This window comes from Mesorhizobium sp. M2A.F.Ca.ET.046.03.2.1 (assembly GCF_003952425.1).
Lineage (GTDB): Bacteria > Pseudomonadota > Alphaproteobacteria > Rhizobiales > Rhizobiaceae > Mesorhizobium.
The window spans coordinates 4,446,070-4,464,792 of record NZ_CP034449.1 but is presented as its reverse complement, the minus strand read 5'-3'; the positions used below and the strand labels follow the sequence as shown (position 1 = coordinate 4,464,792).

The 18,723-nt window shown below is 65.0% G+C and carries 18 protein-coding genes and 1 pseudogene; 13 read left to right on the top strand and 6 right to left on the bottom strand.

Annotated elements, in window-relative coordinates; genetic code table 11:
- Positions 1-102: 102 nt before the first annotated feature.
- The 5 genes from EJ072_RS21300 to EJ072_RS21280 all read right to left on the bottom strand — a co-directional run bounded on the left by EJ072_RS21300 (position 103) and on the right by EJ072_RS21280 (position 4,377).
- On the bottom strand, positions 103-1,731 hold the full coding sequence (locus EJ072_RS21300; protein WP_245466927.1) for a copper resistance CopC/CopD family protein: 1,629 nt from the start codon (positions 1,729-1,731) through the stop codon (positions 103-105).
- 51 nt (positions 1,732-1,782) lie between these two features.
- Positions 1,783-2,301, bottom strand: a complete 519-nt coding sequence (locus EJ072_RS21295) for a YcnI family protein (RefSeq protein ID WP_126081158.1) — start codon at positions 2,299-2,301, stop codon at positions 1,783-1,785.
- Positions 2,302-2,331: 30 nt separating this feature from the next.
- The gene (locus EJ072_RS21290) at positions 2,332-2,883 is read right to left on the bottom strand and encodes a copper chaperone PCu(A)C (RefSeq protein WP_126081157.1); all 552 of its coding nucleotides are present in this window, start codon (positions 2,881-2,883) and stop codon (positions 2,332-2,334) included.
- A gap of 86 nt (positions 2,884-2,969) precedes the next feature.
- Positions 2,970-3,317: a hypothetical protein gene (locus EJ072_RS21285; protein ID WP_126081156.1), complete on the bottom strand. Its 348-nt coding sequence runs from the start codon at positions 3,315-3,317 to the stop codon at positions 2,970-2,972.
- A 124-nt stretch (positions 3,318-3,441) separates the two neighbouring features.
- A complete protein-coding gene (locus EJ072_RS21280; RefSeq protein WP_126081155.1) occupies positions 3,442-4,377 on the bottom strand; it encodes a GntR family transcriptional regulator in 936 nt (311 codons plus the stop codon).
- Positions 4,378-4,634: 257 nt separating this feature from the next.
- On the opposite strand from EJ072_RS21280, the gene EJ072_RS21275 reads away from it, so the two are divergent.
- The 5 genes from EJ072_RS21275 (at position 4,635) to EJ072_RS21255 (ending at position 11,219) form a co-directional block, all read left to right on the top strand.
- Positions 4,635-6,140, top strand: coding sequence for an altronate dehydratase family protein (locus EJ072_RS21275; protein ID WP_126081154.1), 1,506 nt, complete (start codon positions 4,635-4,637; stop codon positions 6,138-6,140).
- Positions 6,141-6,467: 327 nt separating this feature from the next.
- On the top strand, positions 6,468-7,463 hold the full coding sequence (locus EJ072_RS21270) for an ABC transporter substrate-binding protein (RefSeq protein ID WP_126081153.1): 996 nt from the start codon (positions 6,468-6,470) through the stop codon (positions 7,461-7,463).
- 157 nt (positions 7,464-7,620) lie between these two features.
- Positions 7,621-9,174, top strand: coding sequence for a sugar ABC transporter ATP-binding protein (locus tag EJ072_RS21265; RefSeq protein WP_126081152.1), 1,554 nt, complete (start codon positions 7,621-7,623; stop codon positions 9,172-9,174).
- Positions 9,171-10,136 carry an ABC transporter permease gene (locus EJ072_RS21260; protein WP_126081151.1) on the top strand — a complete coding sequence of 322 codons (966 nt, stop codon included), beginning with the start codon at positions 9,171-9,173 and terminating at the stop codon, positions 10,134-10,136. The genes EJ072_RS21265 and EJ072_RS21260 overlap by 4 nt, the downstream gene beginning before the upstream one ends.
- A gap of 66 nt (positions 10,137-10,202) precedes the next feature.
- Complete coding sequence (locus EJ072_RS21255; RefSeq protein WP_126081150.1) at positions 10,203-11,219, top strand: zinc-binding alcohol dehydrogenase family protein; 1,017 nt, start codon at positions 10,203-10,205, stop codon at positions 11,217-11,219.
- A 292-nt stretch (positions 11,220-11,511) separates the two neighbouring features.
- On the opposite strand, the gene phnF is transcribed toward EJ072_RS21255, so the two are convergent.
- Positions 11,512-12,249, bottom strand: a complete 738-nt coding sequence (gene phnF, locus EJ072_RS21250) for a phosphonate metabolism transcriptional regulator PhnF (protein ID WP_245467374.1) — start codon at positions 12,247-12,249, stop codon at positions 11,512-11,514.
- A 134-nt stretch (positions 12,250-12,383) separates the two neighbouring features.
- Between phnF and phnG the strand changes: the two genes are divergently transcribed.
- From phnG to EJ072_RS21210, 8 genes and pseudogenes are all read left to right on the top strand, one after another.
- Complete coding sequence (phnG, locus tag EJ072_RS21245; protein WP_126081148.1) at positions 12,384-12,845, top strand: phosphonate C-P lyase system protein PhnG; 462 nt, start codon at positions 12,384-12,386, stop codon at positions 12,843-12,845.
- The gene (gene phnH / locus EJ072_RS21240) at positions 12,845-13,456 is read left to right on the top strand and encodes a phosphonate C-P lyase system protein PhnH (RefSeq protein WP_126081147.1); all 612 of its coding nucleotides are present in this window, start codon (positions 12,845-12,847) and stop codon (positions 13,454-13,456) included. The genes phnG and phnH overlap by 1 nt, the downstream gene beginning before the upstream one ends.
- Position 13,457: 1 nt before the next feature.
- Positions 13,458-14,570 (top strand): carbon-phosphorus lyase complex subunit PhnI, encoded by a 1,113-nt coding sequence (locus EJ072_RS21235; protein ID WP_126081146.1) that lies wholly within the window; start codon positions 13,458-13,460, stop codon positions 14,568-14,570.
- A complete protein-coding gene (locus EJ072_RS21230) occupies positions 14,567-15,547 on the top strand; it encodes an alpha-D-ribose 1-methylphosphonate 5-phosphate C-P-lyase PhnJ (RefSeq protein WP_245466926.1) in 981 nt (326 codons plus the stop codon). Before EJ072_RS21235 ends, EJ072_RS21230 begins: the two co-directional genes overlap by 4 nt.
- A complete protein-coding gene (phnK, locus tag EJ072_RS21225) occupies positions 15,544-16,320 on the top strand; it encodes a phosphonate C-P lyase system protein PhnK (protein WP_042640728.1) in 777 nt (258 codons plus the stop codon). The genes EJ072_RS21230 and phnK overlap by 4 nt, the downstream gene beginning before the upstream one ends.
- Positions 16,321-16,389: 69 nt before the next feature.
- Positions 16,390-17,097, top strand: a complete 708-nt coding sequence (gene phnL / locus EJ072_RS21220; RefSeq protein ID WP_126081145.1) for a phosphonate C-P lyase system protein PhnL — start codon at positions 16,390-16,392, stop codon at positions 17,095-17,097.
- Positions 17,094-17,711 (top strand): DapH/DapD/GlmU-related protein, encoded by a 618-nt coding sequence (locus tag EJ072_RS21215; protein ID WP_126081144.1) that lies wholly within the window; start codon positions 17,094-17,096, stop codon positions 17,709-17,711. Before phnL ends, EJ072_RS21215 begins: the two co-directional genes overlap by 4 nt.
- 155 nt (positions 17,712-17,866) lie before the next feature.
- Positions 17,867-18,503: pseudogene (locus EJ072_RS21210) on the top strand (DUF1868 domain-containing protein).
- The last annotated feature ends 220 nt before the right edge of the window (positions 18,504-18,723 follow it).

The window sequence follows — 18,723 nt, the reverse complement described above, 5'->3', positions numbered from 1 at the left end:
TGTTGTGGCCGCGTTCCGCGCGATGCCCACTGTTTCGCAAGATGAATGACGGGCCTTGGCGGCGCCGTCAACCGCCTCGCCGTATTCTATATGGACTGGATCTCAATCGGATCGGATGTCGATCGGCGCCTCGATTTTTACCGCCTCGAAATCCGAAACGAGGATATCGAGCCGGGCGTTCCATCGGCCGGGCAGCGGAATGACGAGATTATCGACGCGCCAGGTGCCGTCGCCGGGTTTCCTCGCCGGCCGCTTGATCGGCTCGATGCCGGAATCCGGCTTCGACAGCACCAGCGTCACCTGCTTGGCGTCGAGCGGTCCGAAATCACCGGTCATAATCACCATCGACGCCGCGACCGCGCCCGCATGTCCAGGCGTGATGCTGAGATCGGCCATAGCTTCCAGCGTGTGGATATGGATCGACACCGGCTGCGCCGCGGCGATCGCCAGCGCGCGCGGCGGCGGGGTGAAGCGCCAGCCGGCGGCGACGCCGAAGATCGCGAGCACAATCACCACCTCGATGCCGATCGAGCGCACCAGCCGTCGCTGCACTTCCGTGTCACCGGCCTCGGCGGGCGCCGTCAACGTCCAGCGATTGACCGCGGCTAGCGTGAACAGGAAGAGCAGCAGCGCCAGCTTGAGCAGCAGCAGGCGGCCATAGGCGGTGTGGACCAGCGCAGCCGGCTCTTGCACCTGGATGACTCCAAGCACGATGCCGCTTGCGGCAAGCAGGATGACGACCGGCAGGATCGCCCGGGAGAAGCGCCGCAGAAAGACTTTTGCTTCCGCCGGCTCCCGCCGCAATGCCAGGCCGAGCGGTGCCAGCGCGCCGGCCCAGAAGGCGATTGCAGTGCCATGCAGGAACACCAGCGGCCGCGTCAGCCATTGCGGTTCGGCGGCGCTGGCGTGGCCGCTGGCGGCAAGAGCGCCGCCGACACAAAGCAGTGCTGCGCCTGCCGACGGCTTGCGAAGACCCGACGGCCCGGCAAGCGACAGCAAAGCGAGACCAAGAGCGATCAGGCCGATCAGCACGGTCCAGACATAGTTCGTCTCCAGCGCGGTCTTCCAGACGGCCGGCGCTGCAAAGCGCGCGAGCGGGGCGCCAAGCCCATCCAGTCCTTGCAGCCCAAGCGACACCGGCGCGCCGGCGAGGCCGAAAATGAGGGCCGCGGCGACAAAGCGCCGGCCGCGGCGCACGTCCCCGGCCAGCAAGGCGAGAGCGAACGCGCCGCCGACGCCGAGGAAGAGGCCGGCATAGAAAAACAACCTAGCGGCCCAGATCGCCGCGCGCAGCGTCCAGTCCACGGCTTCGCCCGCGGTCGGTGCCGCGCTTGGCGCGGCGATGGAAAACAGCGCCGAACCGCCGACCGGATGGCCGTCGACCGACACCACCCGCCAACTCAAAACATGCGTGCCGTATTTAAGCGTTTCGGGATTGTCGATCTCGACCGTCTGGTCGTTGAGACGGAAGGATGTCAAAGCAAGCTGCGAGCCGTCCGGCCGCACAAGAGTGAGCACCAGCGGCGAGACGGGCTCGCTGAAGATCAGCGAAAACTGCGCCGGGCTTTGCTCCAGCAAGGCGCCGTCGGCAGGATCTGTCGCGACCAGCGCCGCATGCGCGAAGGCTCGCCCGGGCATGGCCAACACCGCCATCGCCACGAGCAGTGCCACCAGCCAGGCAATCGGGCCGGTATGCAGGCGCATCGTCGGGGAAGATTGTGCTGCGTTCATGCCGTCTTACAGGAAATGGTGGCGCGCCCCGATGGAGCGCGCCAATAAAGATCATCTCTTCGGCAGTAGTTTGATGCCGGGCGCCGGACTTTCCAAGGCGTCCTCATCCTGGCCCGCCGCCGGGATCTCGATCCAGCGGTCGGTGGCGTCGCCGCATTCCTGCACCACCGGGAAATAGAGCATCTGGCCGGCCGGCAGGTCGGCCGCCAGCGAGGCGCGGAAGACGAATTCGTCATAGAATTCGTCCGGCAAATTGCCGCCGCTCCAGTCCACTTCCTTCACGCCGGTGGTCAGCGTCTCGCCATAGAGCTGGTAGGATTTCTCGTATTTGCCCTTCTTGATCTGCAGCGTCCAGCCGGGCTTGGGCATCGGCTTCACCGCGATGACGCCTTCGGGGATCTGCACGCGCACGGCCGTCGTCGCCTTGCCCTCGCAGCCATGCGGCACGCGCAAGACTGCTTTGTAGGTGGAGCCGACAGCCGCTTCCTGCGTTTCCAGCGTGATATGGGCGAGCGCGGCATTGGTTCCGAGCGCGCAAAGCACGCCCGCCGCCAGAAGATACTTCATCATGAATTGTCCCTCTGATTTCGATTTGGCGGATTATTCGGCGTGGTCCATGTCCATGTCGCCACTGCCGGTCTCGCCCATGCCTTCGACGGCAAACTCGACCTTGACGCTGCCGGCCTTCTCGAAGGTCAGCGTCGCCGGGAATTTCTCGCCCTGCTTCGGCTGCCGCTTCAAGCCGGTGAACATCAGATGGTAGGCGCCGGGCTTCAGCGCGACCTTGCCGCCGGCCGGGATCTCCAGCCCGCCCTCGACCGGCCGCATGGTCATAACGCCGTCCTTGACGCCCATCTCATGCAGCTCGACTTTGTCGGAGATGTCGGAGGAAATCGACAGCAGCCGGTCGGGCGCGCTGCCCTTGTTGACCACGGTGAAATAGCCGCCGGCCACCTTGGCGCCGGGCGGCGTCGCCCGCGACCAGGGATGCTCGATCTCGAGGTCGCCGACCTTGAATTCATGTGCGATGGCGAAGGGAACGCAAGCCAGGAGAAGCAGAAGGCTGAGCACGGCAAGGCCAATGCGCTGCTGGAAAAGGAACGGCGCGCCGCGAAGGCCGAAGGTTTGCGCCTTGAAAAGAAGCTTGGACATGGTTGCTCCATGAATATGAGAATCGCGCCGTTTTGCGGCCGCGAACAGTGATCTTTGATGAACGGGCCCGCGGAGGATTCCGCGGATCAGACTATTGCCGGCGGCGCGCGCGGATTGGCCGGAGAACGGTCGCGGGCGAAATCCTGATGCCGGAAGGCCGGAAGCTGGAAGGTGACCGCCTCGAAAAGCCCGGTTCCGGCCACCGCGCCTGCTTCCGGCGGCGGCAGATGCGCTGGCGAAACCATGCTGCAGCCGAGCGAGCAGCAGGCCGGCATATGCTGCTGGTGCGGATCGCCGCCGGGGAGTTTTATGGCCCCTTCATGCGTGCAGATGACGTTGCCGAAGGCATCGAGCTGCGACGGCCCGCCGAAGGCGAAAGCGCCGAGAGAGGACTGAAGCAACAGGAGCAGCGCCGCAACGAACGCGGCCGGCATGCTCCATCGTCTCAGCCGGATATGCAACGCAAAGCCTCTCCCGGAAATTCGATCGACCGTAACACGGACGATAAGGCGGGAAAATCGGCAAAACCGCGCTGCGGCAACGCGGCGCGATACCCGTTCATGCCCGGGCAAATGTGCCTGACAACGTACCGTCGGCGGGCTGCGCCTGCCGTCCCTCGGGAATCGAGCTCAGCAGCGTCTGGCGCGCCGACTTCAGGTGCTTGCGGCAGGCGACGTCTACCTTGGCGGGATCGCGCGACTTCAGCGCCGCGATATAGGCGAGATGCTCCTGGATCGCGACCTCGTTGCGCTGGCGCTCCTCGGCCTTGTTCCACTGATAGTGGTAGTGGAAGATCATCGCGATCACGTCATAGAAGTCGACGATGAAGCGGTTGTGCGAGGCGCGGTGGATCAGCCGGTGGAGACGCTCGTCGAGCTCCGAGAATTCGTTGAAGCGCGTGGCTATGTCGCTGGCAAGCTGGCGATGTTCGACCTCCAGCCGGTCGAGATCGGCCCACACCGCGCTGTCCACCGGCAGGGCGGCGAAGGCCGCCGCCGAGCGCAGCTCGAACATCTCGCGGATCTCGGTCAGCTCCAGCGCGAAGGCGCGCGTGAAACCCTTCAGCACCCAGTGGCTGTTGCGCCGCTTCTCGATGAGCCCGAAGCGCGAGAACCGGATCAGGAATTCGCGCACGCTGGTGGTGCCCACCCCGATCTCGCGCGCCAGCTCCAGTTCGTTGATCTGCATGCCGGCCTCGGCGCCGCCGGCAAGCAGCCTGCGCATGAAGGAGCGCTCGATGATCTCGGCCAGCGAGTCCGTCTCTTCCTCGGGGAAGAAATCCTCCGGCAGCGGTCCCCTGAGCACTGTCTTGTTACGCTTGTTCCAGGCAATCAGCCCGGTCTCTTCCATGCGCGAAAGGATGCTGCGCACAGTGGTCCGGCTCACACCGAGCAGCGTGCCGAGTTCCGGCTCGGACGGCAGGCTTTGGGTCTCGTCGAGCAGCCGCAGGCAGCGGTTGAACGCGTCCTTGTAGACGTTGTTGCTCTTCGACATGCCTGTATCCCCCAACGCTCGCGGCGGACAGCCGAAAGCGCGATATGATCGGTGTCTCCTAGCGCACGGCCCCGAAAAGCGGAATCGTTTTTCGCCGGCTTGCCAAACGGGCGGTCGCGCATCGAACAAGGGGCGCCAGCCGCCCGTGATGAAAAAACAATTGACGCAAAACTGTTTTTTCACGATAAAAGACATTACCCCCAAACGGGCGCATGTCAATCCGCCCGCATTCCCAGGATGACCCAGGACAGCCGCTCGTGAACCCCGCAAACACCATTCTTCTTTCCCCCGCCGACAATGTCGCGGTCGCCAACGGCCGCATCGAGATCGGCACGGCGCTGCCGGGTGGCGCCACCGCGATCGCGGTGATCGAGCCTGGCCACAAGGTTGCGATCAGGCCGATCACCGCGGGCGAAGCCGTGGTGAAATACGCGCAGGCGATCGGCCGCGCCACCCAGGACATCGCGCCCGGCGAGCATGTCCATTCGCACAATCTGGTGTTCGAGAGCGGCCGCCTGCCGGTGGTTCCGCCGAGCGAGGCCGAGCACGCCACCGAAGCCGACCGCAAGCGCACCTTCATGGGCTACCGCCGCGCCGACGGGCGCGCCGGCACGCGCAACTTCATCGGCATCATCGCCAGCGTGAATTGTTCGGCCACCGTCTGCCACGCCATTGCCGACGAGGCCAACCGCACGATTCTGCCAAAATATCCCGGCATCGACGGCTTCGTGCCGATCGTCCACGGCCAGGGCTGTGGCATGAGCGGCACCGGTGACGGCATGATGGTTCTGCACCGCACGCTCGCGGGCTATGCTCGCCATCCGAATTTCGGCGGCGTGATGATGGTGGGGCTGGGCTGCGAGGTCAACCAGCTCACCCTCTACGGCCAGAAGGGTGTGGCGGCGGGAAAACGTCATTTCAACATCCAGGAGGCCGGCGGCTCGCGCAAATCGGTCGAGAAGGCGATGGGCGTGCTCACCGAGATCGCCGAGGAAGTCGGCCACCTCAAGCGCGAGCCCATCCCGGTCAGCGAGATCGTCGTCGGCCTGCAATGCGGCGGCTCGGACGGCATGTCGGGCATCACCGCCAATCCGGCGCTGGGCGCCGCTGTCGACATCCTGGCCGGCGTCGGCGGCATCGGCATCCTGTCGGAGACGACCGAGATCTACGGCGCCGAGCACCTGCTCGCCTATCGCGCCGCCTCGCCCGAGATCGCCGCCAAGCTCGACGGCTTCGTGAAATGGTGGGAGGACCATACCGCCAAGCATGGCGCCTCGATCGACAACAACCCCTCGCCCGGCAACAAGCGCGGCGGCCTGACCACGATCCTGGAAAAATCTCTGGGCGCCGTCGCCAAGGGCGGCCAGACGCCGTTGAATGGCGTCTTCGGCTATGCCGAGAAGGTTTCGGGCCACGGCCTGGTGTTCATGGATACGCCCGGCTACGACCCCGTCTCGGCCACCGGCCAGGTGGCGGGCGGCGCCAATGTCATCGTCTTCACCACCGGCCGCGGTTCTTGCTTCGGCTGCCGGCCGACGCCGTCGATCAAGGTCGCCACCAACTCGACCATGTACCACCAGATGGAAGAGGACATGGACGTCAATTGTGGCGTTATCGCCTCGGGCGAGAAGACCATTGCCGGCATGGGCCGCGAGATCTTCGAGCTGATCATCGAGACGGCGTCCGGCCGCAAGACCAAGAGCGAGGCGTTCGGCTACGGCGACAACGAGTTCGTTCCCTGGCATCTCGGCGCGACGCTTTAGTCCGAAGGCCATTGGCGGAAGCGCGACTAGGTCTTCACTGTCGCATGACTTCATTATGGAATGAATATTCCACATTGACAGCTATGTGAAATTATCGTTCCATGTCACAGGGAGGAACGGAAGCGCCGACATGCTGCCAATGAGGAGCCGCAGGGGGAGGCAAATCCATCGCGCGTCACACAAACGGCAACAGACACCGCTTGCATCGGCCATGGCAATGCTCTATCAAAAATGGCATCTGTTTTTTATTGATAAAGTTCCGTTTGGGCCGCGCCTATCCAGATTGAGCTTCCGCAACCTTCACCAGGCGACTTAGGGAGGAACCTAATGAAATTCGTGACCAGCCTTCTCAACCGCCGTGCTTTCGTGGCCCTGGCCGCAGCGTCGATGCTTGCCGGCGCGATGCATTCGGCGCCCGCCTCGGCGGCCGACGTGACCATTCCGATCATCGTCAAGGACACCACCTCCTTCTACTGGCAGATCGTGCTGGCCGGCGCCCGCAAGGCAGGCAAGGACCTCGGCATCAACGTGCCGGAGCTCGGTGCCCAGGCCGAGACCGACGTCAACGGCCAGATCTCGATCCTCGAAAACGCCGTCGCCAGCAACCCCGCCGCCGTCGTCATCTCGCCGACCGAGTTCAAGGCGCTTGGCAAGCCGATCGATGAGGCGGCTTCCAAGGTCAAGGTCATCGGCATCGACTCCGGCGCCGACTCCAAGGCCTTCACCTCCTTCCTCACCACCGACAACGTCCAGGGCGGCCGCGTTGCTGCTGACGGTCTCGCCGCCGCGATCGGCGCCGCCAATGGCGGCAAGGTGGAAGGCAAGGTCGCGCTGATCACGGCCCTTCCCGGCGCCGGCTCGCTTGAGCAGCGCAAGCAGGGCTTCATCGAACAGATCAAGGCCAAATATCCGGGCCTCGAGCTCGTCGCCGACAAATACGCCGACGGCCAGGCCACCACCGGCCTCAACATCGCCACCGACCTGATCACCGCCAATCCGGACCTCAAGGGCATCTTCGCCTCGAACTTGATCATGGCGCAGGGCGTCGGCCAGGCCATCGCCGAGAACAATCTCGGCGGCAAGGTGGCGCTGATCGGCTTCGACAGCGACGAGAAGCTGATCAAGTTCCTCAATGACGGCGTCATCTCCGGCCTCGTCGTCCAGGACCCGTACCGGATGGGCTATGACGGCGTCAAGACCGCTCTGGCTGCCTCGAAGGGCGAGAAGGTGGAGGCCAATGTCGACACAGGCGCCAACCTCGTCACCAAGGACAACATGAAGGACCCGAAGATCGACGCGCTGCTCAACCCGAAGCTCAACTGAGCAAGCATCGTCGCACTCGTTTCCGGGGCCTCGCGCCCCGGAAACATCCGTCAGGCGATTTGGAAATCCGCGGGCCTGATCTAGGTTTTGACTCCAAGATGCGCGTCAGACGCATCGCTGCATACCCAATGGTTGAGACCAATGTGGGAGGATTGTCATGACGTCGACGGCGCAGGAACTGCACCCCGCCCCCACGCTGGCCCCGGGCAGGACGATCCTCGAGCTCAACGGGCTGGAAAAGCGCTACCCTGGCACGCATGCGCTGAAGGCGGTGCATCTCGCCTTCAAGGCCGGCGAGATCCACGCCATCGTCGGCGAGAACGGCGCCGGCAAGTCGACGCTCATCAAGCTGCTCACCGGCGTCATGCCGCGCACCTCCGGCGAGGTGATCTGGGAAGGCAAGCCAGTGGCCTTGGCCACGCCGCATGAGGCGATGGCGCTGGGCATCAACGCCGTCCACCAGGAGGTGGTGCTTTGCCGCCATCTCACGGTCGCCGCCAACATGTTCCTCGGCGAGGAGGAGTCCCGCTTCGGCCTCCTGCAGCAGCGCGCCATGGTCAAGGAAGCGCAGAAGATCATCGACGGATTGGGCTTCGACCTGCCGGCGCATGTCGTGCTCGGCGATCTCACCATCGGCCAGCAGCAGCTGATCGCCGCCGCTCGCGCCACGGTGCGCGGCACGAAATTCCTGATCTTCGACGAACCGACCGCCTATCTCACCCGCAAGGAGGCCGACCAGCTCTTCAAGCTGATCCGAAGGCTGAAGGGCGAAGGTGTCACCATCATCTACATCAGCCACCGCATGGAGGAAGTGTTCGAGCTTGCCGATCGCGTTTCGGTGCTGCGCGACGGCACGTTGGTCGGCACCCGCAACATCGCCGAGACCGACGAGGCCGAGCTGGTCAAGCTGATGATCAACCGCTCGATCGAGCAGATCTACCACAAGGAACATTTCACGCCCGGCGCCACGATCGTCGAGACGAAGAACCTTTCCGGCAAAGGTTTCGAGAATGTCTCGGTGACCGTCCGCGCCGGCGAGATCGTTGGCCTCTATGGTCTGATCGGCGCAGGCCGCAGCGAGTTCGTCACCACGCTTTACGGCCGTCACAGGAAATCGGCCGGCCAGATCCTGTGGCAGGGCAAGGAGGTCCAGGTCAATTCCGAGCACGACGCCATAAGGCTCGGCATGGCGCTGGCCCCCGAAAGCCGCCGCGACCAGGGCCTGTGCCTCAACCTGTCGGTCGGCATGAACCTCAACCTGCCGATCTACAAGCGCATTTCCAGCAACGCGCTCATCTCGGGCGCCAAGGAGAAGGCCGAAGCCGATCGCCAGATCGCGGACCTGCGCATCAAGACGCCGACACGCAGCGCGCTCGCCTCCAGCCTCTCGGGCGGCAACCAGCAGAAGATCGTCATCGGCAAATGGCTGGCGCATGGCGCCAAGCTGTTCATCTTCGACGAGCCAACGGTGGGCGTCGATGTCGGCACCAAGGCCGAGATCTACCGCCTGTTCTCGACGCTGCTGTCGAAGGGGGCCGGCATCATCCTGATCTCGTCCTATCTGCCGGAAGTCTACGAGCTTGCCGACACGCTCCACGTGTTCCGGCGCGGCAAGCTGGTCGCCACGCATGGGTTCCGCACCGCGAGCCACGAGGACATTCTGGGTCAGGCGCTGGCCGAGAAACAAGAAAAGACGGGAGGACAAAAATGAGCACCGAGGCGATCCCCGCCGAAAAATCCAAGCGCAATTTCAACGCGCTCTTCGGCCTGACCCTGCTTGGCCTGCTGCTGCTGATGTGGATCGTGCTGGCCGTCGCCACGCCCTCCTTCGCCACGGCGCTCAACATCACCAATCTTCTGCGCCAGGGCTCGCTGATCGCCATCCTCGCCGTCGGCCAGACCTTCGTCATCATCACCGGCGGCATCGACCTGTCGGTCGGCGCGGTGGTCGGTTTCACCACCGTTGTGGTGGCGCTTCTGATCAATGCCGGCTGGCCGATCTGGGCGGCGGTGCTGATCACCTTGCTGGTCGGCGTCGCCATCGGCCTCTTCCACGGCTTCGGCATCGTCAAGATGGGCCTGCCGCCCTTCATCATCACCCTGGCCACCATGACCTCGCTGCGCGGCATCGGCCTCCTGATGACCAACGGCAACTCGATCTCGATCAACAGCGATCCGTTCCAGGCCTTCTCCCGCGGCTCGCTGTTCGGCATCCCCTATCTGTTCTGGATGGTGATCCTGGTCGCCATCCCGTCCTACATCTTCCTGCACCACACGCGCTGGGGCCGCTATCTGTTCTCGGTCGGCTCCAACGCCGAAGCCGCGCGCCTGTCTGGCGTCAACGTGCCGCGCACCATCTTCATGGCCTATATCCTCTCCGGTCTGCTCGCCGCCTTCGTCGGCGTGCTGCTCGCCTCGCGCATCGGCATCGGCAATCCGACGCAGGGCGACACCTACGAACTGCAGGCCATTGCTTCGTCGGTGATCGGCGGCACCTCGCTCTTCGGCGCGATCGGCTCCGTGCACGGGCCGCTGATCGGCTCTTTCATCCTTTCGACGATCAACAACGGCGCCAACCTGCTCAACGTCAACACCTTCTGGCAACGCGTCATCACCGGAGCACTGATCATCGTCATCGTCTACTTCGACGGCTTGCGCCGTCGCGGCAAGTGACTCCTCCCAGAAACTAACGCGCCGGCCCGGCCGGACCGAGGCCGGCGCCCTTTTTGGATCTGTTCAATGAAAGCCGTCGTTTGCCGCTCGCCCGGCGACCTTGTCCTCGAAGACCGCGCAGCGCCAGGCGCGCCACCACCCGGCTGGGCGCGCGTCGCCGTCAGCCATGTCGGCATCTGCGGCACCGACTATCACATCTTCGAAGGCAAGCATCCCTTCCTCGCTTATCCGCGCATCATGGGCCATGAGGTTTCCGGCACCATCGTCGAAAAGGGAGAAGGCATCGATCTTGCCGTCGGCGAACCGGTCATCATCAACCCCTATCTTTCATGCGGCAAATGCATCGCCTGCCGGCATGGCAAGCCGAATTGCTGCGTGAAGATCGAGGTGCTGGGCGTCCATCGGGACGGCGCGATGTGCGACGAGATCCTGGTGCCGGCGCAGAACCTTTATCCGACGAACGGCCTGTCGCTGGCCGATGCCGCGGCGGTGGAATTCCTGGCGATCGGCGCGCACGCGGTGCGCCGATCGCTCGGGCAGCCCGGCCAGCGTACACTGGTCATCGGCGCCGGCCCTATCGGGCTCGGCACGGCGATATTCGCCCGCATCGCCGGCCTGGATATCAGCCTGTTGGACATGAGTAGCGAGCGCCTCGGCTTCGCCGAAAAGGAACTCGGCTTTGCCCCGCTCGACACCTCGAAGGCATCGGCTGCCGACCTAGTGCGGCAGGCGACCGGCGGCGAAGGGTTCGACCTCGTCTTCGACGCGACCGGCAACACAGCATCGGTGCAGTCGGCCTTCGCCCATGTCGCGCATGGCGGCACGCTGGTGCTGGTCAGCGTCGTCAAGGACGACATCACCTTCTCCGACCCCGAATTCCACAAGCGCGAGATGACGCTGGTCGGCAGCCGCAACGCGCTGAAGGCCGACTTCGAGCATGTCGCCGCATCGATCCGCAACGGCGCCGTGCCGTTGGGCAAGCTCGTCACCCATCGCACCACGCTCGCCGCAACGCCGCGCGATCTGGCGCGATGGACGCATGAGAAATCGGGGCTGATCAAGGCGGTTATCGAGGTGGGGTGAGAGACGCCGGCATAGAGATTTCCGGCCCTGGATATCTGGCAATCGCAGCCTTGGTGATTGGCCGAAGCGCCTACCCCTTCGTCATCCGCGGGCGGAGCAAGGAGCGAAGCGACGCGCGCAGACCCGAGGATCCATTCCGTGACTTCGAAGCTCTGCGACGATCCAGAATTCTGCTCTGTCGCATTCCACGGTCGAGGTAACGGAATGGATCCTCGGGTCTGCGCTCCGCTTCGCGTCGCTCCGCCCGTGGATGACGACTTCTGGGTTGTCCCCCCGGAATGACTACGGTGGGCTAATCGCCGGCCGACAACCTCAACTCCACCCGCTCCGCCGGGAACCTCGACTCCGCGAACTGGATCGGCTCACCGTCGAGCGTGACGTTGACGGCGACGGTGACCAGCACGATGGCGCCCGGCTGCAGATCGAGCGCTGCGAGGTCGTCGGCGTCGGCATGGCGTGCCGACAGCACCGTCGAGTGCCGCAGATAATCATTGACGCCGAAGCGCTTCAGCGAGGCGGTGATCGATCCCGTTTCCGCCATTGCCGCCTCGATGCCGGCGAAGCGCTTGGCGTCGAACCAGGTCGTCGCGCGCGACACCGCTTGACCGTCGGCCTCGCCGCGCGTCTCCAGCCGGATGACGGCCGCGCCCTTGGCAAGGCCCAGCGCCTCGGCGATGCGCCGGCTGGCCGGCTCCGTCGAGGACGACAACAGCGCAATATGCCGCTCGCTCGTCTGCCCCTGCAGCCCGGTCGAGAAGCGCGTGCGCGCGCCGATCGGATAGGACAGCCGCTTGCGCGACAGGACGAAGGTGCCGCGGCCCTGCTCGGCCTTCAACACGCCTTCCTGCACCAGTGCTGCAATGGCGCTACGCACCGTGTGGCGGTTGACGCCGTAGCGTTCCGCCAGCGCGACTTCGGGCGGCAGCGCCGCGTTCTCGGCGAAGTCGCCGCTCGCGATCCCCTGCAGGATCCGGTCGGCGATCTGCCGCCACAGCGACACGCCGTTGCGCCTTTCGATGCTGCTCGCCAGTCCGGTCACCCATCGCCCCCAAGCATTTTTCCGGGTTGTCATCCACCCGTCATGGACTCCCGTTACCAGATAAGTATAATTTGTATAGTTGTCTATATCAATAGACAAATTTTACGCATGCAGGGAGGAATGCCATGCGAGGACAGGAAGCGCGCGAGCAGGCCGGGCGGAAAGCCTTGATGGAGACGCTGGCGCATGCCGAAGCCGATGAGATCGCGCGCCTGTGGAACGAAGCGGGCCTGCCTTCCGAGGCCGAGCTCTTGCGCGGCCCCGAGACCGGACTGGTGACGGTACGCGGGCGCATCGGCGGCGGCGGCGCGCCCTTCAATGTCGGCGAGGCGACCGTCACCCGCGCCACGGTGCGGCTGCCCTCCGGCCAGGTCGGCCATTCCTACGCGCTCGGCCGCGACAAGGACAAGGCCAGGCTCGCCGCAATCGCCGACGCGCTGTGGCAGGACCCGCCGCAGCGTGAAGCAGTCGAGACGAAGCTCGCCGCGCCTTTGCGCGCGGCGCTCGATGCGGCGCGCGAGACGCGGCGCGTCGAGACGGCGGCCACGAAAGTGGATTTCTTCACCATGGTGCGCGGAGAGGACTGATGGATATCGCCACGCAATCGATCGACGGCGGCTTCGCCGAGCCAGTCTTCAACGCGCAAACCGTCTTCCGCGCCATCATGGACGCGATGGCGCGCCCAGGCTCCGTGCAGGCCCTGCCGCAACTCACCCACCCGCCGGCGCCATTGTCGGCGACGGCCGGGGCCGTGGCGCTCTCGCTGTGCGACAACGATACACCGATCTGGCTCGATCCGCCGCTGCAGGCGGAAGCTTCGGTCAAGGCCTGGTTCGGCTTCCACACCGGCGCGCCCTTGGCCAACACGCCGGCCGACGCGCATTTCGCCTTGATCGCCAATCCGAAGGAGATGGCCGCGCTCGACGGTTTTGCGCAAGGCACGCAGGAATATCCCGACCGCTCGACGACGCTGATCCTCCTGGTCGACGACCTCGCCTCGGGCCCGTCGCTGCTGCTTGAGGGCCCCGGCATCGAAAAGACGTCGATGATCGCGCCTCGGGGCATGCCGCGCCATTTCGTCGAGCAGTGGAAGCAGAACAACCAGCGTTTTCCGCGCGGCGTCGACATCATCCTGGCGGCGCCGGGCAGCCTTGCCTGCCTGCCGCGCACGACCCGCATCAAGACGATGGAGGCGTGACATGTACGTCGCGGTGAAGGGCGGCGAAGCCGCCATTGCCAATGCCCACCGCCTGCTGGCCGATCGCCGCCGCGGCGACCGCTCGGTGCCGGCGCTGCGCCTCGACCAGATTGTCGAGCAGCTGGCGCTCGGCGTCGATCGCGTGATGAGCGAAGGCTCGCTCTATGATCGCGAGTTGGCGGCTCTGGCCATCGTCCAAGCACGCGGCGACATGATCGAGGCGATCTTCCTGGTGCGCGCTTACCGCACCACGCTGCCACGCTTCGGCTACACCAATCCGGTCGATACCGGCGCCATGCAGGTCGAGCGTCGTATCTCGGCCACCTACAAGGACCTGCCCGGCGGCCAGGTGCTCGGCCCGAACTTCGACTACACCCACCGCCTGCTCGATCCGGAGCTCGCCGCCGGCGCTGAGGTCGAGACGCCGGCGCAGCGCCCGGTCGAGCCGGAGGCCATGCCGCGCGTCTCGGCGATCCTCGCCCATGAAGGCCTGATCGAGGCCGATGGCGAGATGCCGTTGGACCATGTGCCAGGCGATATCACCCGCGAGCCGCTGCAATTCCCGATGGCGCGCGACATCCGCCTGCAGGCGCTGTCGCGCGGCGACGAGGGCTTTTTGCTGGCGCTCGGCTATTCGACGCAGCGCGGCTATGCGCGCAACCACCCCTTTGTCGGCGAAATTCGCATCGGCGAGGTCGAGCTGGAGCTTGACGTGCCGGAACTGCCCTTCGCCGTGCCGCTGGGCTCGATCCGCGTCACCGAATGCCAGATGGTCAACCAGTTCAAGGGCTCGGCCAAGGCGCCGCCGCAGTTCACCCGCGGCTACGGCCTGGTCTTCGGCCAGAGCGAACGCAAGGCGATGGCGATGGCGCTGTGCGACCGGGCGCTGCGCGCCGGCGAGCTTGGCGAGGATATCGTCGCCGCCGCGCAGGACGAGGAATTCGTCATCTCCCATTCCGACAATGTCCAGGCGACCGGCTTCGTCGAGCATCTGAAGCTGCCGCACTATGTCGACTTCCAGGCCGAGCTCGGCCTCGTGCGCCGCATGCGCGCCGAATACGAAGCGCGGGAAAATGAGGACAAGGCTGAAGAGAAAAGGGAGGCCGCCGAATGAACGCCCAATCGACCGACATAGCCACCTACAACTTCGCCTATCTCGACGAGCAGACCAAGCGGATGATCCGCCGCGCCATCCTGAAGGGCATCGCCATTCCCGGCTACCAGGTGCCTTTCGCCTCGCGCGAGATGCCGATGCCTTACGGCTGGGGCACTGGCGGCGTGCAGGTCACCGCCTCGATCATCGGCCCGGATGATGTGCTGAAAGTCATCGACCAGGGCGCCGACGACACCACCAACGCCGTTTCGATCCGCGCCTTCTTCAAGAAGGTCGCCAAGGTCGACGTCACCACGGAGACCGCCAAGGCGACGATCATCCAGACCCGCCATCGCATCCCTGAGCAGCCACTGACCGCCGGCCAGGTGCTGGTCTTCCAGGTGCCGATCCCCGAGCCGCTGCGCTTCCTCGAGCCACGCGAGACCGAGACGCGAAAAATGCATGCGCTGGAGGAATACGGCCTCATGCATGTGAAGCTCTACGAGGACATCGCCAAGCACGGCCGCATAGCCACCACCTATGCGTATCCGGTCAAGGTCGAGGGCCGGTATGTGATGGACCCTTCGCCGACGCCGAAATTCGACAATCCGAAGATGCATCGTTCGCCGGCCCTGCAGCTGTTCGGCGCTGGCCGCGAGAAGCGCATCTACGCGGTGCCGCCCTTCACCGACGTCGTCAGCCTCGATTTCGAGGACCATCCCTTCGAGGTGCAGACCTTCGACCAGCCCTGCGCGCTCTGCGGCGCCGAGAATGTCTATCTCGACGAGGTCATCCTCGACGACCACGGCGGCCACATGTTCGTCTGCTCGGACACCGACCATTGCGAGAAGCGGCGCGCCGACTCTACCTCCCCCTCGTGGGGAGGTCGCGCCGAAGGCGCGGGTGGGGGGAAAGGCCAATCTTCTCTTTCTTCAACCCCCACCCCGGCGCTGCGCGCCGACCCTCCCCACAAGGGGGAGGGTAAGGAGGCCGAATGACCGACGAACCGCTGCTGCGCGTCTCCGCGCTGTCCAAATTCTACGGCTCGCGCGTCGGCTGCGAGAACGTCACCTTCGACCTCTGGCCGGGCGAGGTGCTGGCTGTTGTTGGCGAGTCCGGCTCCGGCAAGACGACGCTGCTCAACTGCCTGTCGACCCGGCTGCTGCCCTCCTCCGGCACCGCGAGCTACCGCATGCGCGACGGCCAGTGGCGCGAGCTCTACCGCATGAGCGAGGCCGAGCGCCGCTTCCTGATGCGCACCGACTGGGGCTTCGTCCACCAGAACCCGGCCGATGGGCTGCGCATGACCGTATCGGCCGGCGCCAATGTCGGCGAGCGGCTGATGGCCGTCGGCGACCGCCATTACGGCAGGATCCGCGCCACCGCCGTCGACTGGCTGTCGCGCGTCGAGATCGACGAGGACCGCATCGACGACGAGCCCCGCGCCTTTTCCGGCGGCATGCGCCAGCGCCTGCAGATCGCCCGCAACCTGGTGACCGGGCCGCGGCTCGTCTTCATGGACGAGCCGACCGGCGGCCTCGACGTCTCAGTTCAGGCGCGTCTGCTCGATCTGTTGCGCGGGCTGGTCACGGACCTCGGGCTGGCGGCAATTGTCGTCACCCACGACCTCGCCGTGGCGCGGCTTCTGTCGCAGCGCATGATGGTGATGAAGGACGGCCGCGTCGTCGAAAGCGGCCTCACCGACCGCGTGCTCGACGATCCGCGCGCGCCCTATACCCAGCTTCTCGTTTCTTCGATTTTGCAGGTCTAGCCGCATGGTCCCGAAAAGTGGAAGCCGGTTTTCGGACCAGACCATGCGGCAAAACAAAGGACTCTAATCATGGCCACGCCGCTTGTTGTTTCCGACATCGCGAAAAGCTTCACCATGCATCTGCGCGACGGCGTCACGCTGCCGGTGGTGGCGGGCGTCTCCTTCTCGATCCGCGCCGGCGAATGCGCCGTGCTCGGCGGGCCGTCGGGTGCCGGAAAAAGCTCGATCCTTAAGATGCTCTACGGCAACTATGCCGTCGACGAGGGCCAGATCATCGTCCAGCACGGCGGCGGGTTGATCGACCTCGCTTCCGCCAGCCCGCGCACCGTGCTTTCCGTGCGCCGCCACACCATCGGCTATGTCAGCCAGTTCCTGCGCACCGTGCCGCGCGTCTCCGCGCTCGACGTCGTCGCCGAGCCGCTGGTCGAGCGCGGCGGGGATCGCGAGACCGCGCGGGCGAAGGCTCGCTCCTTGCTTGCGCAGCTCAACCTGCCCGAAAAGCTCTGGGCGCTGCCGCCGGCGACCTTCTCCGGCGGCGAGCAGCAGCGCGTCAACATCGCGCGCGGCTTCATCACCGAGCATCCGATCCTGTTGCTCGACGAGCCGACCGCTTCGCTTGACGCCCGCAATCGCGATGTCGTGGTCGAGCTCATCGCCGCCAAGAAAGCGGCGGGCGTTGCGCTCCTCGGCATCTTCCACGACCTCGACGTGCGCGACGCGGTCGCCGATCGCGTCATCGACGTCACCGCCTTCGCCGCCGGAAAGATCGCCGCATGAGCAAAAAACTCTCGGAGGCGCCGCTGATCCATCCGACGGCGCAGGTCGAAAACTCGACCCTCGGCCGCTGGACCGAGATCGCCGAGCGCAGCCGCGTCGCCGAATGCGACCTTGGCGACTATTCCTACATGATGCAGGACTGCGCCGTCTGGTGCGCCACCATCGGCAAGTTCTCCAACATCGCGGCGAGCGTGCGCATCAACGCCACGAACCATCCGACCTGGCGGCCGACGCTGCATCACTTCACCTATCGCGCGTCCGACTATTGGGACGACGCCGAGCATGAAAGCGAGTTTTTCGCGCAGCGCCGCGCCAGGCGCGTCACCATCGGCCACGACACCTGGCTCGGCCACGGCTCGACCGTCCTGCCGGGCGTCATCGTCGGCGATGGCGCGGCCGTCGGCGCCGGCGCCGTGGTGTCGAAGGATGTCGCGCCCTACACCATCGTCGGCGGCGTGCCGGCGAAACCGATCCGCGAGCGCTTCGACCGCCGCACCGCCGAGCGGTACCAGGTCTTAGCCTGGTGGGACTGGGACCATGCAACACTGCGCGCCGCGCTCGACGATTTCCGAGAGCTGTCGGCCGAGGCGTTTTTGGAGAAATACGGCGGCTGATTTCGGTGAATGGTTAACGGTGAATGGTCAATAGTGAATGGCAACGAAGCCCTTCTTTCTCACCATTCACCATTCACCATTCACCATTCACCATTCACCATTCACATCCTTGACACATGACTCGGACAAGAGCCGATCTCGCCCAGGAGATCGCCATGCTCGCCACTGTTAGACCCTCGCTCGCCGGATTTTTCGAAGGCTCCAACCCCACGCCGCCGGTCCATCTCGGCACCCGTTACGACGCGTCGGGCAACTTCCTGCCCGAACCGGGCAACACCTTTGTCTGCCATCTGGTCGAGGGCTCGCCTTCACAAGCTGCCATCATCGAGGTCCGCGAGCGCATGCTGGCCATGCCGGATGCCGATCGGCTCGCCTTCACGCCGATCTCCAGCCTGCATATGACGCTCTTCCAGGGCATCATCGAATATCGCCGCCGCCTTCCTTACTGGCCTTCGGACGTGCCGCTCGATACCAGCATCGACGGTATGACCCGCCTCTATCTCGAGCGCCTGCAAGGCTTCGAGGGCCACGGTCCCTTCAAGGTGAAGATTGTCGACGTCGTGCCGACCGGCCTCACCGTCGCCGGCGCCACCGAAGAAGACCGCCAGGTCCTGAAAGCCTGGCGCGATGCGCTGTCTGTGCCGTTCGGCTACCGTCATCCGGACCACGACACCTATGTCTTCCACATCACCTTTGCCTATCAGCTCCGCCGCCTCGATCGAGCTGAAGGCTCCTGCCTTCTGCAGCTTCAAGGACATGAAGCATTTCGAGGAATTGCTGGTGCTTGGCTAGCGGTTCTGCACGGGGATTTTGAAAAGTTGCCGTTTGTTGACGGGCACGATTTGGCTGAAGCCTTCCAACCTCGTCATTCCAGGGCGAAGCAGCCGCGAAGCGGCGTCGCGGAGACCCTGGAATCCATTCCGTGACCCTCGTCGAAGAGTGCGGCGGAGCAGAATTCTGCACCGCAGCAGCGCCCATGCGTCACGGAATGGATCCTCGGGTCTGCGCGCGT